We start from the raw sequence: 16,981 nt of genomic DNA, 5'->3' as shown, positions 1-16,981 counted from the left end.
GTTTCGCTGATCCCGGTGCTCGTCACCATCGTTCCTGACCGGAGGTCGTGTTCCAATGTCGCTCGTATTGCTCCCAGCCGTGGACGTCGCGGACGGCCAGGCCGTCCGCCTGGTGCAGGGGGAGGCGGGGACGGAGACCTCGTACGGGGATCCGCTGGCCGCCGCGCTCGCCTGGCAGGAGGCCGGTGCGGAGTGGATCCATCTGGTCGACCTGGACGCGGCGTTCGGCCGTGGCGACAACCGTGAGCTGCTCGCCTCGGTGATCGGACGGCTGGACGTGAACGTCGAGCTGTCCGGCGGCATCCGCGACGACGAGTCGCTGGCCGCCGCGCTGGCCACCGGCTGCCGCCGGGTCAACATCGGCACGGCCGCGCTGGAGGAGCCGGCCTGGTGCTCCAAGATCATCGCCGAGTACGGCGACCGCGTCGCGGTGGGGCTGGACGTCCGGGGGACCACGCTGGCCGCCCGCGGCTGGACGAAGGAGGGCGGTGACCTGTGGGAGGTGCTCGACCGGCTGGAGTCCGACGGCTGCCCCCGCTACGTGGTCACCGACGTCACCAAGGACGGCACGCTGCGCGGCCCCAACGTCGACCTGCTGCGGCAGGTCTGCGCCAGGACCGACCGGCCGGTGATCGCGAGCGGCGGTGTGTCGTCGCTGGACGACCTGCGCACGCTGGCTTCACTCGTGCCCGACGGCGTCGAGGGCGCGATCGTCGGCAAGGCGCTGTACGCCCAGGAGTTCACGCTGGAAGAGGCGCTGGCCGCCGTGAGCGCCTCATGACCGGCGACACCGACGCGCACGGCCGCATCTTCTCGGGCGGTCCCTGGGAGGACCGGTACGGCTACGCCCGCGCGGTCGTCGCGGGCCCGCGCGTGCTGGTGTCGGGCTGCACCGCCACCGTCGGAGGCGAGGTCCAGCATGTGGGCGACGCCTTCAACCAGACGCTCACCGCCATCTCCATCGCGCTGGACGCGGTCGAGAAGGCGGGCGTATCGGTCGAGGACGTCGTCCGGACCCGGCTCTTCGTGGTCAGGGCCGACGACTTCGACGCGGTCGGACGGGCGCACGGACAGGTGTTCGGCTCGGTGCGGCCCGTCTGCACGAGCGTCCAGGTCGCCGGGCTCGTCGACCCCCGGATGCTGGTCGAGGTCGAGGTCGAGGCCTACCGGGTCGACCGGGGAGAGGAGACGCGATGACCGTCGCCGTACGGGTCATTCCCTGTCTCGACGTCGATGGCGGCCGGGTCGTCAAGGGGGTCAACTTCGAGAACCTCCGCGACGCGGGCGACCCGGTCGAGCTGGCCCGGCGCTACGACGCCGAGGGGGCCGACGAGCTGACGTTCCTGGACATCACCGCGTCGTCGGGCGGGCGGGAGACCACGCTGGAGGCGGTACGCCGTACGGCCGAGCAGGTCTTCATCCCGCTGACGGTCGGCGGCGGCGTGCGCTCGGTCGAGGACGTGGACCGGCTGCTGCGCGCCGGAGCGGACAAGGTCGGGATCAACACCGCCGCCATCGCCCGGCCCGAGCTGCTGACCGAGGCCTCCCGCCGGTTCGGCGCCCAGTGCATCGTGCTGTCCGTGGACGCCCGCAGGGTCGTCGACGGGCCGCCCACCCCGTCGGGATTCGAGGTGACCACCCACGGGGGCCGCCGGGGCACGGGCATCGACGCGGTCGAATGGGCCGCGCGGGCCGAGGAACTCGGCGTGGGGGAGATCCTGCTCAACTCGATGGACGGCGACGGCACGAAGTCGGGGTACGACCTGGAGATGATCCGGGCCGTACGCGCCGCGGTCTCCGTGCCGGTGATCGCCTCGGGCGGCGCCGGCGATCTGGCGGACTTCCCGCCCGCCATCGAGGCCGGCGCTGACGCGGTGCTGGCCGCCTCGGTGTTCCACTTCGGCCAGCTCAAGATCCAAGAGGTCAAGGACGCGCTGCGGGCCGCCGGCCACCCCGTCCGCTGACCTCACCCCGTGATCTTGCGAAAACTCGCACGCGGGTACTGTGAGCAGGCACTTCGCTTTTCGTGATCTTGCAGTTTCTTGCAGGTCTGCCCGCTGAGCAGGGAAAACGTGTTCGTGATCTTGCACTTTCCGATCGAGTGCAAGATCAGCTAAGGCGTACCCGCAGGTCGGACGCCATGGCTGCGAGTATCTGCAAGATCACGGAAGGGATCCGTGCAGGTCAGAAGGCCACTCTGCGAGAATTCGCAAGATCACGGGTGGGGGAGTGGAGGGATGGGTCGGCCGATCTCGGTGCCGGCGGGGATTCCGTCGGCACCTCATGGGGCCCGGGCGGCCTTCGAAGGGGACGATCAGACCGTCCGGGCACTCGACCGGGTCGAGCACGTGGTGGCGGCCGCGCGTGAGCGGGCCGCCGGTGGCGAGCATCCCCCGATGTCGCGGAGGCGATACGGCGGTCGGTGATCGGCGTCTTCATCGATTAAGGGATCGCCGAGCACCGGATCCGCCCCGGTCAAAAGGGCGGGCCGGGCGGCATCATCCCAACACCGAGGTGAAGAACGTCGCCAATCGCGACGCACCGGTGTTGACGGTCTCGAAGACGCCCTTCACGGCGGCGGCTGCCGCGTGCGGCTGGTTGTAGAGGTAGAAGACCACGAACGCGATGGCCGCGTACGTAAGAACCTTCTTGACCTGCATTGGGGAGCCTCCTGCAGTCAGTTTCCCGGCTGTTTGTACCCGGTGACTGAAATGATCATAACTAGCCGCAAGGACACGAGGCTCTATCGCCCCTCAACCGGAGACAAGTGAAGTGAAGAACGCTCCGAGGCGTTCTGCTCCCGTGGTGATGCCGCCGAAGACGCCCTTCACGGCGGCGGCGGCGTTGGCCGGTTGGGTGAACAGATAGAAGATCACAAAGGCGACGGCCACATAGGTCAGCACTTTTTTGACGTTCATTCGGGGCTCCAACCGTGATGCGTTGACCACATGCTGCCCCATGGAGCCGAGGGGATGTGGCTGATTCGTCCACCTGGCCGCCTGTGTCGGGTGTGCCGCTACAGCCCGAATCGGGTCTGCCGCAGACGGTCGACGGCCGAGGGATCGCCGGAGTAGTCGACCATCGCCTGCTCCCCGCGTCCGAAGGCGAACAGCGCGAGCTCGGCCGGCTCACCGCTGACGATCACCACGGGCGATGCGCGCCTGCCCGCGGTCTTCTCCCCGCTCGTACGGCGCAGCACGACGCCGACGGGGGACCGGCGCAGCAGCGGCCGGGCCATGGTGCGCAGCCGCCGCCACAGCACGTCCTGAAGACCGGCGGGGAGGTCGCGCGGCGCCCATCCGGCCTGCGCCCGGCGGACGTCCTCATGATGGATGAACAGCTCCACCGTGCCGACCAGCTCGTCGAGGCCGGGGAGCCCGTACGGCGACCACGCGGGAGGGCCCTGCCGCACCAGATCGACGAGCTCGGGATAGGAGTGGCGGGTCTTGAGCCGCTCCTGCACCGCGCGGGTGTGACCGGACAGGAACGGGATCGCGATGCCCGGGGCGGCGTCGAGCCGGTGCTCGCGGAGCACGAGGTGGGCGGCGAGGTCCTCGGTGGCCCAGCCCTCGCAGAGCGTGGGAGCGCCGGGGCCGAGCCGGTCCAGCAGATCGCAGAGCGCGGCGCGCTCCTGTCGTGAAAATTTCACACGGCCAGCCTAACCGCCGGAATAACCGGCCGATCGTGGCGATTGGGAGAGTCTAGGACCGAGGGCTCGGCGCCCGTCCGCGGCCGGAGGCCGATCCGCGTACCGCGACCCGCGGATGCGACGTCCTCCGGCGGACGCGGGAGCGCTCGGCCCTTTCCCCTGATCGAGAGGAAACACCCCGAGTGTCCAAGGAGTCCACGGAGTCCGAAGAGTCGAAAGCGCCGGCCCGCTCTGTCATGCTCCAGGGCCTTCGGGTGATCGGGGTGGCCATCAGGGCGGAGCCGGGCGTGTTCACCGGCGCCGTCCTGTCCAGCGCGCTCTACGGCGCGATGACCGTGGCCTCCTCGTGGGCGCTGGGCTGGGCGACCGATCACGCCGTCCTGCCCGCGTTCCGCGACGGCGGAGAGGCGGCCACGGGAGCGCTGCTCGTCGCCGCGCTGCTCATCGTCGGCGTGGCCGTGTTCAAGGCGGCCGGGGTCATGGGACGGCGCATCCTCGCCGGGATCATGCAGTACCGCATGCAGGCCAGGTCCCGGCGCGAGGTGACCCGGCAATATCTGCGGCTGCCCCTCGCCTGGCACCACCGGCACCCCACCGGGCAGCTCCTGTCCAACGCCAACTCCGACGTCGAGGCGGCCTGGGGCCCGCTGGCCCCGCTGCCCATGGCCGTCGGCGTGATCGTGATGCTCGTGACCGCCGCCGTGGCGATCGTGCTCGTCGACCCGATCCTCGCGCTCGTCGGTTTCCTGATCTTCCCGGCCGTCGCCCTGCTCAACCTGGTCTACCAGCGCAGGCTGTCCCCGCTGGCGATGCGGGCGCAGCGGCTCAGGGCAGAGGTGAGCGAGGTCGCGCACGAGAGCTTCGACGGGGCGCTGGTGGTCAAGACGCTCGGCCGGGAGGACGCGGAGGCCGCGCGCTTCCAGGCGCGGGCCGACGAGTTGCGCGACGCCAACATCGCCGTCGGACGGGTGCGCGGGCTGTTCGACCCGCTGCTCGAGGCGCTGCCCACGCTCGGCGTGCTCGCCGTGCTGCTCGTCGGCGCCGTCCGCCTGGAGTCGGGCAGCCTCGCGACCGGCGACCTGGTCCAGGTGTCCTACCTCTTCACGCTGCTCGCCTGGCCGATACGCGCGCTCGGCTGGGTGCTGGCCGAACTGCCGCGCAGCGTCGTCGGCTGGAGCCGGGTGCGCGACGTGCTCGACGCCACCGGCTCCATGACGTACGGCACGGCCTCGCTCGACGGCGCCGGCCCCGCCCGGGTGACGGCCGAGAACGTGCGGTACGGCTACGACCCCGCGGTGCCCGTGCTGAAGGACGTCTCCTTCCGGGTCGAGCCGGGCCGTACGGTCGCCGTCGTCGGCCCGACGGGCTCGGGCAAGTCCACGCTCACCCAGCTTCTCGCCCGCCTGATCGACCCCGACGACGGGGTGATCAGGATCGACGGTACCGGCCTGCGCGACGTGACCAAGGGCGGGGTGAGCGGCGCGGTGGCGCTGGTCCTCCAGCAGACGTTCCTGTTCGACGACACCGTGCGCGGCAACGTCACGCTCGGCCTCGACGTGCCGGACGAGAAGATCTGGGCGGCGCTGCGGCTGGCGCAGGCCGAGGGCTTCGTGAGCGCGCTGCGGTCCGGGCTCGACACCCGCGTCGGCGAGCGCGGCGCGTCGCTCTCCGGCGGCCAGCGGCAGCGCCTCGCGCTGGCCCGCGCGCTCGTGCGCGAGCCCCGGCTGCTCATCCTGGACGACGCGACCTCCAGTGTGGACCCACAGGTGGAGAAGCGGATCCTGCACGGGCTGCGGGAGGAGTCGGCCCAGTCGACCGTGGTCGTGGTCGCCTACCGGATGGCGACGATCGCGCTGGCCGACGAGGTCGTCTACCTGGAGCACGGCACGGTGACCGATCACGGCCCGCACGAGGAGCTGCTGGCGCGGTGCGAGGGCTACCGCGCGCTGGTGAGCGCATATGAGCGCGAGGAGGCGGAACGGGCCGACGCGCTCGACGCGGTCGCCGGCGAGTCCTTCGACAGCGACGAGGAGGTCGTGGCGTGACCGCCGTGGACGAGAGGCGAGGCGAGGACGCGGCGGACGGGACGCGGCCGGGCGGAGAGGTCGTGGCGGAGACCCTGCGGGAGGCCGAGCGCTCGGCCCTGGAGACCCTCCGGCACGGCCTGCGCCTTTCACCCGAGTTCCGCCGCGGGCTGGCCGGGACCCTCGTGCTGGCCGTGCTGGCCACGCTCGGGAAGATCATCGTGCCGATCGCCGTCCAGCAGGTGATCGACCGCGGGCTGGGCGGCGGCACGCCGGACGTGCCGTTCATCAGGAACGCCGTTCTGCTGTGCGCGGTGGCCGTGCTGCTGACCGCCCTGTGCGGCTACCTGATGAACGTCAGGCTCTACCGGTCCACCGAGTCGGGGCTGGCCACGCTGCGCGGCAAGGGATTCCGCCACGTGCACGACCTTTCCGTACTGACCCAGAACAGCGAACGGCGCGGCGCGCTGGTGTCACGGGTGACCGGGGACGTGGACCAGATCAGCGCGTTCATGCAGTGGGGCGGTCTGACGATCATCGTCGCGGTGGGGCAGCTTGTCGTCGCGACCGCCCTGATGGCCGTCTACTCCTGGCGGCTCACGCTGCTGGTGTGGGCGTGCTTCCTGCCGGTGATGATCGCACTGCCCCGGTTCCAGCGCATGGTCTCCCGGGCGTACACGAGGGTGCGCGAGCGGGCCGGCGACGTCCTGGCCGCCGTCAGCGAATCGGTGGTCGGCAGCGCCGTCATCCGGGCGTACGGGTCCGAGGACCGTACGGCCGAGCGGATCGACCGGGCCGTGATCGGCCAGCGCAGGGCGCAGACCCGGGCCCAGATGATCATCGGTTTCACGTTCCCGACCACCGAGATGGTCGCGGCGGTCGCGGTCGCCGGCGTGATCGTCCTGGGCGTCCACCTGGGTGTGGCCGGATCGATCACACAGGGGCGGCTCATCGCGTTCCTGTTCCTGATCACGCTGTTCATCAGCCCGCTGCAGACGGCGACCGAGGTGCTCAACGAGGCGCAGAACGCGATCGCCGGGTGGCGGCGCGTCCTCGGCGTGCTCGACACCCCGGCCGACGTGGCCGACCCCGCCGGCGGTGCGGTGCTGCCGCGCGGCCCGATCTCGGTCGCCTTCGAGCGCGTCGGCTTCGCCTACCCCGGCGGCCCGCCGGTGCTGCACGACGTCTCCGTGGAGATCACGCCGGGCACGCGGCTGGCGGTCGTCGGGGAGACCGGCTCGGGCAAGACGACGTTCGCCAAGCTGCTCACCCGGCTCATGGACCCCACCTCGGGCCGGATCCTGGTCGATGGCGTCGACCTGCGCGAGGTGAGCTTCTCCTCGCTGCGGGAGCGGATCGTGATGGTGCCGCAGGACGGGTTCCTGTTCGACGCGTCGCTGGCGGACAACATCAGGTTCGGCCGGCCGCCGGCCTCTGACGAGGAGATCGGGCTCGCCCTGACCGAGCTCGGGCTGGCCGACTGGCTCGACGGCCTCCCCGCCGGTCTGGACACCCCGGTCGGGCAGCGCGGCGAGTCTTTGTCCGCGGGGGAGCGGCAGCTCGTCGCGCTCGCCCGCGCCTACGTCGCCGACCCCGACCTGCTGCTGCTCGACGAGGCGACCTCGGCGGTGGACCCCGCCACCGAGGTGCGGCTCGCGCGGGCGCTCGACAGCGTCACCCGGGGCAGGACCGCCGTGTCGATCGCCCACCGGCTGTCCACGGCCGAGGCGGCCGACGAGGTCCTGGTGTTCCAGCACGGCCGGATCGTTCAGCGCGGCCCGCACGCGGAACTGGTCGAGGAGGACGGCGTCTACGCCGACCTGCACGCCTCCTGGGTCTCCGCCGTCGGCTCCTGACCCGGCCGGATCACCGGCGGGGCCCCCGCCGGTGATCCGAGGGCGGCCTCCCGCCGGCACCCCGGCGTGGCGGGACGCCGGTAGGGCTGCGGCAGAATTGGCCCATGGCCCTCGACCCGAAGATCGCCGAACGGCTCAAGCGCACGCCCGACGGGCTGGTGCCCGCCATCGTCCAGCAGCACGACACCGGCGAGGTCCTGATGCTCGCCTGGATGGACGACGAGGCGCTCCACCGCACGCTCACCACGGGCCGGGCGACCTACTGGTCGCGCAGCCGGGGGGAGTACTGGGTGAAGGGCGACACCTCGGGGCACGTGCAGTGGGTCAGGCACGTGGCGCTCGACTGCGACGGCGACACGATCCTGCTGAAGGTCGACCAGGTGGGGGCCGCCTGCCACACCGGCGACCGCACGTGCTTCGATGCCGATGTGCTCGATTCGACCCCGTCCGCAGTGAACGCGGCCGATCCGGACCCGGGCCCGTGACGGGTTCCGGCACGGCGACGGTCCGTACGGCCCGGCGTTCGCTGGTCATCTGGCTCGCCGCCTGCGCGGCGGGCGCCGGCCTCGTGCTGCTGGCGGCCGGCCGCACCTGGGCCACGGCGGTCTTCGGCCCGGAACAGGGGCGGATCGGCGCGGGCCGGGTCGACCTCACCGGCGGCGATCTCGTGGCCTGGCTCACGCCCGCAGCGCTGGCCGCGCTCGCCGCCCTGGCGGCGGTGCTGGCCGCCAGGGGCGTCGCGCGGCGGGTGATCGGCGTGGTGATCGCCCTGTTCGGCGCCGCGATCGTCGCCGGGGCATGGGACGGCACGCGGACGCCGACGATCGTCGCCGCGGCCCGGGAGAACATCACGACGGCGGTGGTGTCGTCCTCCGGTTTCGCCACCACGGTGTCGCAGGTCTGGCCGTGGGCCGCCGCCGCCGGCGGGCTCATCCTGGTGGCCGGGGGAGTGACGGCGGTGATCAGGGCCGGGCACTGGCCCGGCATGTCCGGCAAGTACGACCGTCCCGGCGGCGGGAACCGTACACCGGGCGGGCCGGACGGCGGTGGACGGACCGGCGAGCGGGCCATGTGGGACGCCCTCGACGAGGGCGTCGACCCCACGTCTTCATGAGGCTCTGACTTTTCGCGTCTTTTGACTTTCACGCGGATTGTTAAGTCGCCGAATGGAGAAATCACAGTTCAGAAGCGGGCCGCTGAAATCCATGTGAGCCACGCCATTGGAAGGCTCCAACATTTAGGTCACAGGTTGTCCGCGCGAAGAGCTTTTGTTCACGAATGTTCCTTGGTGTCGCTATGCTGCCGAAGCCGCCCGGCGGGCCGTCGATTCGCAGACGATCCACCGGCATCATGCGCGGCCCGGGTGTGCACCCGATCATTCCCCTAGAACAGGAGTTCCGTAATGGCATACGGCAGCGACCCGGGCTATCCCGGCGGCTACCCTCCGCCTCCGCCCGGTGGTCCCATGGGGCCGCCGCCCCCGAACAACCACCTGGTCATGGCGATCGTGACGACGGTCCTGTGCTGCCTTCCGCTGGGCGTCGTGTCCATCGTGTACGCGACACAGGTCAACTCGAAGTGGGCCGCCGGTGACTTCCAGGGCGCCGTGGCCGCGTCGGAGTCGGCCAAGAAGTGGTGGCTCGCCTCGATGATCACCGCGCTCGTGCTGTTCGTTCTCTACATCATCCTCGTGGTCGTACTCGGAGCCATCAGCTTCAGCACCTCCGCCTCGTTCCAGTGATGATGACGGGCATCTCCGAGCGGCGCGGCGTGGACCGGGTGCGGTCCGTGCTCGCGCCGTTCGGCGTGGCCGCGGTCACCGCGGCGGCGTTCGCCTACGTCTCGGCCGTGGACCCGAACCTGCCGGGGCACTACCCCACGTGCCCGCTCCTCTTCCTCACCGGGCTCTACTGCCCGGGCTGCGGCACGCTGCGCGCGATGCACGCGCTGGGACACGCCGACGTCGTCGCCGCGATCGGGCTGAATCCGCTGGCGGTCGCCACGCTGCCGTTCCTCGTTTTCTGGTGGGCCCGCTGGACGTTACGATCATGGCAGGGACGGCCCGCGCGGACGAGCCTCGCGCATCCCGCGTACCTGTGGGCGTTCCTGGCCGCCGTGATCGTGTTCTGGGTGGTGCGGAATCTTCCTTTCGGGCGATTCCTCGCTCCCTGAGGCTTCTTTGAAGGGTCCGGACACGACCCGGTGGCCGAGCGGCGGGCCGCGGACCGATACCATCGCAGGGCAGGATAGAGCAGCCGACCGGAGGGACCCTTACGCCGTGAGCGTTCTCGAGGACATCATCCTGGGCGTCCGGGAGGATCTCGAAGACCGGCAGAAGACAGTGCCGCTCGACGAGCTCAAGGAGCGAGCGGCGCGTGCTCCGCGGCCCCGTGACGCGTACGCCGCGCTGGGCGGCGACCGGGTCTCGGTGATCGCCGAGGTGAAGCGGTCGAGCCCGTCGAAGGGCGCGCTCGCCGCGATCGCCGACCCGGCGGCGCTGGCGGCCGACTACGAGGCGGGCGGCGCCCACGTGATCAGCGTGCTGACCGAGCGGCGCAGGTTCGCGGGCACGCTGGACGACCTCGCGGCCGTACGGGCCGTCGTCGACGTGCCGATCCTGCGCAAGGACTTCATCGTCACGTCCTACCAGCTCTGGGAGGCCAGGGCGTACGGCGCCGATCTCGCCCTGCTGATCGTGGCGGCCCTCGAACAGCAGGCGCTGGTCTCGCTGATCGAGCGGGCCGAGTCGATCGGCCTGGCCCCGCTGGTGGAGGTCCACACCGAGGAGGAGCTGGACCGGGCGGTCGCCGCCGGGGCCAAGATCATCGGTGTCAACGCCCGCAACCTCAAAACCCTTGAGGTGGACCGCGACGTGTTCGCCAAGCTCGCCCCCAAGATCCCGGACGGGATCATCAAGATCGCCGAGTCGGGAGTGCGCGGCCCGCACGACCTGCTGGCGTACGCGCGAGCCGGCGCGGACGCGGTGCTCGTCGGGGAGAGCCTGGTCACCGGCAGAAACCCCAGGACCGCGGTGAACGATCTGGTGACCGCCGGCGCCCATCCGGCCTCCCGTCAGGACAGCGGGCACGAGAAGCAGGCGTGACGAGAGCGCCGCACCGTCCGAACGGCACCGGGCGGGGCGGTCGCGTCAGGTGAAGACGCACAGGCAAGGAGGCCATGTGACCGCGACGGAAGACACCCTGCTCACCCCCGCCGACCTGGCGGCAGGCGGGGCCCGCTGCGATGATCCGGACGCCCGGGGCAAGTTCGGCGTCTTCGGCGGCCGATTCGTGCCGGAGGCGCTCATCCCGGCATTGGACGAGGTGGCCGCCGAGTACGAGAAGGCGAGGAACGACCCCGCCTTCATCACCGAGTTCGACGGCCTGCTGCGCACCTACGCCGGCCGCCCGACCACGCTGACCGAGGTGCCGCGGTTCGCCGGGCACGCCGGCGGCGCGCGGATCGTGCTCAAGCGCGAGGACCTGACGCACACGGGCGCCCACAAGATCAACAATGTGCTGGGCCAGGCGCTGCTCACCAAGCGCCTCGGCAAGACGCGGGTGGTCGCGGAGACCGGCGCCGGTCAGCACGGCGTGGCCACGGCCACGGCCGCCGCCCTGATGGGCCTGGAATGCGTCATCTACATGGGCGCGGTCGACTGCGAGCGGCAGGCGCTCAACGTCGCCAGGATGAAGCTGCTGGGCGCCACCGTCGTTCCCGTCACCAACGGCAGCCAGACCCTCAAGGACGCCATCAACGAGGCGTTCCGCGACTGGGTCACCAACGTCGACCGGACGCACTACCTGTTCGGCACCGTCGCCGGCCCGCACCCGTTCCCCGAGATCGTCCGTGACTTCGCCCGGATCATCGGCGTCGAGGCGCGCCGCCAGATCCAGGAGCTCACCGGCGGGCTGCCCGACGCGGTCGCCGCCGCGGTCGGCGGCGGTTCCAACGCCATCGGCATCTTCCACGCCTTCATCGAGGACGAGGGCGTCCAGCTCCACGGGTACGAGGCCGGCGGGCGCGGGGCGGACACCGAAGAGCACGCCCTGACCCTGACCACGGGCAGCATCGGCGTGCTGCACGGCTCGCGCACGTACGTCCTGCAGGACGACGAGGGCCAGACGATCGAGTCGCACTCGATCTCGGCGGGCCTGGACTACCCCGGCGTCGGCCCCGAGCACGCGTGGCTGAAGGACTCCGGCCGGGCGACCTACCACGGTGTCACCGACGACGAGGCGATGGAGGCGTTCGCGCTGCTCTCCCGCACCGAGGGCATCATCCCCGCCCTCGAGTCGTCGCACGCGCTCGCCGGCGCGCTGCGGCTCGGCCGCGAGCTCGGCCCGGACGCGACCATCCTGGTCAACCTGTCCGGTCGCGGCGACAAGGACATGGGCACCGCGATGAAGTATTTCAACCTCTGAGCGATCAGTACCGACAAAGGCGTTGACGATGACGACTCTCCAGGCGGTGTTCGAGAAGGCGCGGGCCGAGGACCGGGCGGCCCTGGTCGGCTATCTGCCGGCCGGGTTCCCCACCAAGGACGGCGCGATCGCCGCCGCGACGGCGATGGTCGAGGCGGGCTGCGACGTGATCGAGATCGGCCTGCCGTACTCCGATCCGCTCATGGACGGCCCGACGATCCAGGACGCGGTGCACCGGTCGCTGACCAACGGCACCCGCATCGCCGACGTGCTCCGCACCGTCGAGGGCGTGGCCAGGACCGGCGCTGCCACACTCGTCATGACGTACTGGAACCCGGTCGACCGCTACGGCGCCGAGCGTTTCGCGCGCGACCTCGCCTCGGCCGGCGGCGCCGGCACGATCACCCCCGACCTCACGCCGGAGGAGGCCGGGGGGTGGATCGAGGCGAGCGGAGCGGCCGGGATCGACACCGTCTTCCTCGTCGCGCCTAGCTCGACGGACGATCGGATCGCCAAGGTCGCGCAGTGCTGCACCGGGTTCGTCTACGCCGCCTCGCTGATGGGGGTGACCGGCGCCAGGGAATCGGTCAGCGCGGCGGCTGAGGGACTGGTCAAGCGGACCCGCTCGCACACGGAACTGCCCGTCTGCGTCGGTCTCGGCGTCGGCACCGGCGCCCAGGCCGCCGAGGTGGCCGCCTACGCCGACGGCGTGATCGTGGGCTCCGCCTTCATCCGCCGCCTCCTCGACGCCCCGGACGAGAATTCCGGTCTCGCCGCGCTGCGCGAGCTCGTCCGCGAGCTCGCCGGAGGCGTACGGCGCTGAGCGCGCGTCGCTGACCGGGCCGGCGTTCCCGATCGGGCACGGATTTCGCCGCCGGGGAAAGGCCCTGCTTACCACGCGCTTATGCAGCACATGGTGGGCTTGGCTCCCGGTACTGTTCAGTGGGTGTTGCCTAAGCGGGCGAGGAGACAATGGTTCAGCTGGCATCCGGCTCACGCGTGTCCGACCGGTCACGTTCCGTGCATCTGGTGTTGTCGTGGGTGACGACCGCGGCCCGGCTCGTGCTGGGCGGCGTGCTCCTCGTCGCGGGCGCGCTCAAGGTCGGTGCGCCGGCGACGTCGGTGCAGGCGGTCCGCGCCTACGAGCTGCTGCCCGAGTCTCTCGTCCAGATCGTGGGCTACGGCCTGCCGGTGGTCGAGATCGTCATCGGAGCGCTGCTGGTCGTCGGGCTGCTCACCCGGGTGTCCGGGGTGATCTCCGGCCTGGTGATGGCCGCGTTCGTCGTCGGGATCGCCTCGGCCTGGGCACGCGGACTGCGGATCGACTGCGGCTGCTTCGGCGGTGGCGGGCAACTCGCCGACGGACAGGATCCGAACTATCTCTGGGAACTCCTGCGGGACTTCGGGCTGCTGGCGTGCGCCGCCTGGATCGTGGCCAGGCCGCCGGGCCGTCTCGCGTTGGACTCCGTGCTCGGCCTGTCGGGTTCCCCGAAGCCGGACGCGGAGGACGACGGTCCCGATGGGGCGGGCGATCCCAGTAGTGAGAACGGCAGTCAGGGAGAGACTTCGTGAGCAAGCGGACGAGCGAGGCGGCCAGGGCGCGCATCGCGGCACAGCGTGAGGCATACCGCAAGCAGGAGCAGCGCAGGCGGATCACCATGGTCGTGACGGTGGCGGTGGTCGCCGTCGTCGCCGTCGGGATCGGCTGGTGGTCGATCGCGCAGAGCAGGTCGGAGGATCTCGCGGGAAATCTGTCTCCGGTCACGGTGCAGTCGAACGGCACGGTCGTGATGGCCAAGCCCGGGGTCACCGGCCCCGTGGTCGACATCTACGAGGACTACCAGTGCCCGGCCTGCCGTCAGATGGAGGAGACCAGCGGCGCGACGCTGAAGAACCTCGCGGCGGAGGGCAAGGCCAAGGTCGTCTATCACATGATCACGATCTTCGGTCAGGAGCCGACCAAGGGCAACTCGCTGCGCGCCTCGTCGGCCGCCCGGTGCATCGCGGACGGCGACAAGTGGCTCGCCTACCACGAGAAGCTCTACAAGAACCAGCCGTCCGAGACGGTGAACGGCTTCTCTCTCGACGATCTCGTGAAGTGGGGCAAGGAGGTCGGCGTCACCGACTCGGGGTTCGAGAGCTGTGTGCGCGGTCAGCAGAAGGCCGCCGAGCACCAGGAGTACAGCAACAAGATCCTGAGCACGCAGAAGATCACGGGAACGCCCACGGTGATGGTCGACGGCAAGCCGCTGGAGTCCAACACCGCTTTCGTCCCGAGCGCCCTGCGGGACGCCATCGTCAACGCGGCCAAGGGCTGATCCGCATGAGTGCCGCGGTAAGCGACGAATCGGCTCCCTCTTACGGTAACGTCACCTGACATGCCCCTCCTCGCCTCGATTCCCAGCCCGTCGCAGGGGGTCTGGAATCTCGGACCCATCCCGATCCGGGCCTACGCGCTGTGCATCGTGCTCGGCGTCGTCGCCGCCGTCTGGATCGGGGAGCGTCGGTGGCGCGCCCGGGGCGGCGAGCCCGGTGCCATCACCGACCTCGCCGTCTGGGCCGTGCCGTTCGGTCTCGTCGGAGGCCGTCTCTACCACGTCATCACCGACTGGCAGATCTACTTCGGATCCGAAGCGCCCAAGCGCCCGATCGACGCGCTGTTCATCTGGGAGGGCGGTCTCGGCGTGTGGGGCGCGATCGCCCTCGGCGGGGTCGGCGTGTGGATCGCCTGCCGCCGTCGCGGCATCTCGTTCACGGCCGTCGCCGACACCACCGCCCCCGGCATCGCCGTCGCCCAGGCCATCGGCCGGCTGGGCAACTACTTCAACCAGGAACTGTTCGGCGGGCCGACCGACCTGCCGTGGGGACTCCAGATCGATCCGGGCCGTCCCGGCACGCTGCCCGGCGTCGACACCTACCACCCCGCCTTCCTCTACGAGCTGCTGTGGAACCTCGCGCTCGCCGGGCTGCTCGTACTGGCCGGCAGGCGGTTCACCCTGCGCCACGGCCGCCTCTTCGCGCTGTACGTCGCCGGTTACACACTGGGCCGGTTCTGGATCGAGGGACTGCGGGTGGACCCGGCGCACGAGATCCTCGGCCTGCGGCTGAACCAGTGGACCTCGATTGTCATCTTCCTCGCGGCCATCGCGTACTTCTGGCTGGCCAGGGGCAGGAGCGGCGCCGAGCCGCTGGGCACGACGGCGGCGTCCGCCGCGGACTCCGCCGACCACCCGGACGACGGCGGCAGGCCGGACGAAGGTACGCCGGACGACGGTACGGCGGGCGGTGATCCGGCCGCGTCCGACGCGGGCACGTCCGACGCGGGCACGTCCGACCGGGAGGAGGATGACGCCGCCGGCGGGGTCTCCACGGCGGCGGACGGCGAGGCCGGTAAGCGATGACGTCCGGAGCCGGCGTGGGAGCGCGGGCCGAGGCGCACCACAGTCACCGCGACGTGACCGGGGGCTGGTTACGCCCGGCGGTGTTCGGCGCGATGGACGGCCTGGTCTCCAACTTCGCCCTCATCGCGGGTGTGGCGGGCGGCACCGCGGACTCGAAGATCATCGCACTGGCGGGCGTGGCCGGTCTGGCCGCCGGGGCGTTCTCCATGGCGGGCGGCGAGTACGTGTCGGTCGCCAGCCAGCGGGAGCTTGCGCTGGCCGAGTTGGAGGTCGAGCGCCGGGAGCTGGAGCGCAACCCTGAGTCCGAGGAGGACGAGCTCGCGCTGCGTTACGAGGCGCGCGGCGTGGACCCGGAGACGGCCAGGGAGGTCGCCAGGCAGATCTCGCGCGACCCGGAGCAGGCGCTGGCCGTGCACGCCCGGGCCGAGCTGGGCGTCGATCCCCACGACCTGCCCTCACCGGTGCTCGCCGCCGTCTCCTCGTTCCTGGCGTTCGCCGTGGGCGCGCTGATCCCGCTCCTGCCGTACCTGCTGGGGGTCGGCGGACTGTGGATTCCGGCGGCCATCTCGATGACGGCGCTGTTCGGCGCCGGGGCGCTGGTCTCCCTGGTGACCGCGAGGAGCTGGTGGTCGAGCGGGCTGCGCCAGCTCGTCGTCGGCGCCGCCGCGGCGGCCCTGACCTGGGGACTCGGCACCCTCATCGGAGCCGCCGCACTATGACGAGGCGCAAGCGCCGGGCGTCCGCGCCGGTCGAGCGGTGGGGCTTACTCGCGGAGCTCGGGCTCACCGCCGGACAGCAGCGGATGGTGGTCTGGGGTGGCTCCGTCCTGGGCGTCCTGCTTGCGGCGCTGCTGCTCACCCTGCTGATCGACAAGGTCGCCGGCGGGGAGGAGACACCGCACAGGGGAGCCGGGAGCGTCCTGGGCGAGGGGCGGCCGGAGACCTACCAGGCGTGGCCGTCGCCCAGGGAGTTCAAGCCGATCGCGGACCGGAAGGCCGACAGCGCGCCGCTGACCCTGCGCGAGGTCTTCGGCGCGCGTGCGCTCACGGCCGGGAAGATCACCCTGAAGCGGATCGCGACCCGGACGGACCCCGGCTGCTCGGCAACCGTGTGGGGGAGCGGCCTGAGCGACCTGCTGGCCAAGGCCGGGTGCAGGCAGGCGCTGCGGGGCCTCTACCGGAGCGCGGACGGCGCCTATGTGGCGCAGTACACGCTGCTCGATCTCGCCGACGTCCGGGCCGCCAACGGCGTGGTCGACGATCTGAAGTCGATGCACCTGGGTGGCTGGACGCTGCCGATCGAGCAGGGCAGGGCGGCCTTCCAGGGGTACAGCGAGGCGAGCGGCTACGCGATGGGCCACTACGCCGGTCTGGTGTGGGTCGCCCGGGCCGACGGCGCCGAGCCGGGGGAGCGCGACGACTTCGTCATGCTCGGCCTGGCCGTACGCGGCGTCGAGAAGGGGCTCTACCGCCGGATCGTCGCCGTCGCCGGCCTGCCGTCCATGGCGCCCGACCCGGGATCGGCCGACGACAGGCCCCAGCCGCCCGAGCCCACTCCCACCGACCCGAACGGCCCCGCGGCCTCCCCGCCCCCGGCGACTTCGTGATCATGCGGCGGTCGGCCGGGC

At 71.3% G+C, this 16,981-nt stretch carries 21 protein-coding genes; 18 read left to right on the top strand and 3 right to left on the bottom strand.

Annotation, left to right across the window (positions count from 1 at the left end):
* Positions 1-55: 55 nt before the first annotated feature.
* From priA to ACQP1K_RS18275, 4 genes are all read left to right on the top strand, one after another.
* The gene (gene priA / locus ACQP1K_RS18290; RefSeq protein WP_433496920.1) at positions 56-781 is read left to right on the top strand and encodes a bifunctional 1-(5-phosphoribosyl)-5-((5-phosphoribosylamino)methylideneamino)imidazole-4-carboxamide isomerase/phosphoribosylanthranilate isomerase PriA; all 726 of its coding nucleotides are present in this window, start codon (positions 56-58) and stop codon (positions 779-781) included.
* Positions 778-1,197 carry a RidA family protein gene (locus tag ACQP1K_RS18285; protein ID WP_433496919.1) on the top strand — a complete coding sequence of 140 codons (420 nt, stop codon included), beginning with the start codon at positions 778-780 and terminating at the stop codon, positions 1,195-1,197. The genes priA and ACQP1K_RS18285 overlap by 4 nt, the downstream gene beginning before the upstream one ends.
* Complete coding sequence (hisF, locus tag ACQP1K_RS18280; RefSeq protein WP_433496918.1) at positions 1,194-1,964, top strand: imidazole glycerol phosphate synthase subunit HisF; 771 nt, start codon at positions 1,194-1,196, stop codon at positions 1,962-1,964. The genes ACQP1K_RS18285 and hisF overlap by 4 nt, the downstream gene beginning before the upstream one ends.
* A gap of 273 nt (positions 1,965-2,237) precedes the next feature.
* Entirely contained in the window at positions 2,238-2,426 is a 189-nt protein-coding gene (locus ACQP1K_RS18275; protein ID WP_433496917.1) for a hypothetical protein, read from the top strand.
* Positions 2,427-2,498: 72 nt separating this feature from the next.
* Here the strand turns inward: ACQP1K_RS18275 and ACQP1K_RS18270 are convergent, their stop codons facing one another.
* The 3 genes from ACQP1K_RS18270 to ACQP1K_RS18260 form a co-directional block, all read right to left on the bottom strand.
* Complete coding sequence (locus tag ACQP1K_RS18270; RefSeq protein ID WP_162842226.1) at positions 2,499-2,660, bottom strand: hypothetical protein; 162 nt, start codon at positions 2,658-2,660, stop codon at positions 2,499-2,501.
* Positions 2,661-2,753: 93 nt separating this feature from the next.
* Positions 2,754-2,960, bottom strand: a complete 207-nt coding sequence (locus tag ACQP1K_RS18265) for a hypothetical protein (protein WP_152990737.1) — start codon at positions 2,958-2,960, stop codon at positions 2,754-2,756.
* A 56-nt stretch (positions 2,961-3,016) separates the two neighbouring features.
* Positions 3,017-3,649 carry a TIGR03085 family metal-binding protein gene (locus ACQP1K_RS18260; RefSeq protein ID WP_433496916.1) on the bottom strand — a complete coding sequence of 211 codons (633 nt, stop codon included), beginning with the start codon at positions 3,647-3,649 and terminating at the stop codon, positions 3,017-3,019.
* A 236-nt stretch (positions 3,650-3,885) separates the two neighbouring features.
* On the opposite strand from ACQP1K_RS18260, the gene ACQP1K_RS18255 reads away from it, so the two are divergent.
* The 14 genes from ACQP1K_RS18255 (at position 3,886) to ACQP1K_RS18190 (ending at position 16,960) form a co-directional block, all read left to right on the top strand.
* Positions 3,886-5,694: an ABC transporter ATP-binding protein gene (locus tag ACQP1K_RS18255; protein ID WP_433501578.1), complete on the top strand. Its 1,809-nt coding sequence runs from the start codon at positions 3,886-3,888 to the stop codon at positions 5,692-5,694.
* A 5-nt stretch (positions 5,695-5,699) separates the two neighbouring features.
* Positions 5,700-7,529, top strand: a complete 1,830-nt coding sequence (locus ACQP1K_RS18250; protein ID WP_433501577.1) for an ABC transporter ATP-binding protein — start codon at positions 5,700-5,702, stop codon at positions 7,527-7,529.
* A 104-nt stretch (positions 7,530-7,633) separates the two neighbouring features.
* Positions 7,634-8,014: a phosphoribosyl-AMP cyclohydrolase gene (gene hisI / locus ACQP1K_RS18245; protein WP_433496915.1), complete on the top strand. Its 381-nt coding sequence runs from the start codon at positions 7,634-7,636 to the stop codon at positions 8,012-8,014.
* Positions 8,011-8,643 (top strand): Trp biosynthesis-associated membrane protein, encoded by a 633-nt coding sequence (locus ACQP1K_RS18240; protein WP_433496914.1) that lies wholly within the window; start codon positions 8,011-8,013, stop codon positions 8,641-8,643. The genes hisI and ACQP1K_RS18240 overlap by 4 nt, the downstream gene beginning before the upstream one ends.
* 288 nt (positions 8,644-8,931) lie before the next feature.
* Positions 8,932-9,270 (top strand): CD225/dispanin family protein, encoded by a 339-nt coding sequence (locus ACQP1K_RS18235; protein WP_433496913.1) that lies wholly within the window; start codon positions 8,932-8,934, stop codon positions 9,268-9,270.
* Entirely contained in the window at positions 9,270-9,701 is a 432-nt protein-coding gene (locus tag ACQP1K_RS18230) for a DUF2752 domain-containing protein (protein ID WP_433496912.1), read from the top strand. The genes ACQP1K_RS18235 and ACQP1K_RS18230 overlap by 1 nt, the downstream gene beginning before the upstream one ends.
* 106 nt (positions 9,702-9,807) lie before the next feature.
* Positions 9,808-10,632, top strand: a complete 825-nt coding sequence (trpC, locus tag ACQP1K_RS18225; RefSeq protein ID WP_433496911.1) for an indole-3-glycerol phosphate synthase TrpC — start codon at positions 9,808-9,810, stop codon at positions 10,630-10,632.
* Positions 10,633-10,747: 115 nt separating this feature from the next.
* Positions 10,748-11,953: a tryptophan synthase subunit beta gene (trpB, locus tag ACQP1K_RS18220; protein ID WP_433501576.1), complete on the top strand. Its 1,206-nt coding sequence runs from the start codon at positions 10,748-10,750 to the stop codon at positions 11,951-11,953.
* 28 nt (positions 11,954-11,981) lie between these two features.
* Complete coding sequence (gene trpA / locus ACQP1K_RS18215) at positions 11,982-12,776, top strand: tryptophan synthase subunit alpha (RefSeq protein WP_433496910.1); 795 nt, start codon at positions 11,982-11,984, stop codon at positions 12,774-12,776.
* A gap of 149 nt (positions 12,777-12,925) precedes the next feature.
* Positions 12,926-13,525, top strand: coding sequence for a DoxX family protein (locus ACQP1K_RS18210; protein ID WP_433496909.1), 600 nt, complete (start codon positions 12,926-12,928; stop codon positions 13,523-13,525).
* Complete coding sequence (locus tag ACQP1K_RS18205; protein WP_433496908.1) at positions 13,522-14,271, top strand: DsbA family protein; 750 nt, start codon at positions 13,522-13,524, stop codon at positions 14,269-14,271. The genes ACQP1K_RS18210 and ACQP1K_RS18205 overlap by 4 nt, the downstream gene beginning before the upstream one ends.
* Before the next feature lie 60 nt (positions 14,272-14,331).
* The gene (lgt, locus tag ACQP1K_RS18200) at positions 14,332-15,354 is read left to right on the top strand and encodes a prolipoprotein diacylglyceryl transferase (RefSeq protein WP_433496907.1); all 1,023 of its coding nucleotides are present in this window, start codon (positions 14,332-14,334) and stop codon (positions 15,352-15,354) included.
* The gene (locus ACQP1K_RS18195; RefSeq protein WP_433496906.1) at positions 15,351-16,073 is read left to right on the top strand and encodes a VIT1/CCC1 transporter family protein; all 723 of its coding nucleotides are present in this window, start codon (positions 15,351-15,353) and stop codon (positions 16,071-16,073) included. Before lgt ends, ACQP1K_RS18195 begins: the two co-directional genes overlap by 4 nt.
* On the top strand, positions 16,070-16,960 hold the full coding sequence (locus ACQP1K_RS18190; RefSeq protein WP_433496905.1) for a hypothetical protein: 891 nt from the start codon (positions 16,070-16,072) through the stop codon (positions 16,958-16,960). Before ACQP1K_RS18195 ends, ACQP1K_RS18190 begins: the two co-directional genes overlap by 4 nt.
* The last annotated feature ends 21 nt before the right edge of the window (positions 16,961-16,981 follow it).

The organism is Sphaerimonospora sp. CA-214678 (assembly GCF_050942215.1).
Taxonomy (GTDB): domain Bacteria; phylum Actinomycetota; class Actinomycetes; order Streptosporangiales; family Streptosporangiaceae; genus Sphaerimonospora.
This window is presented reverse-complemented; position numbering and strand designations above follow the sequence as displayed.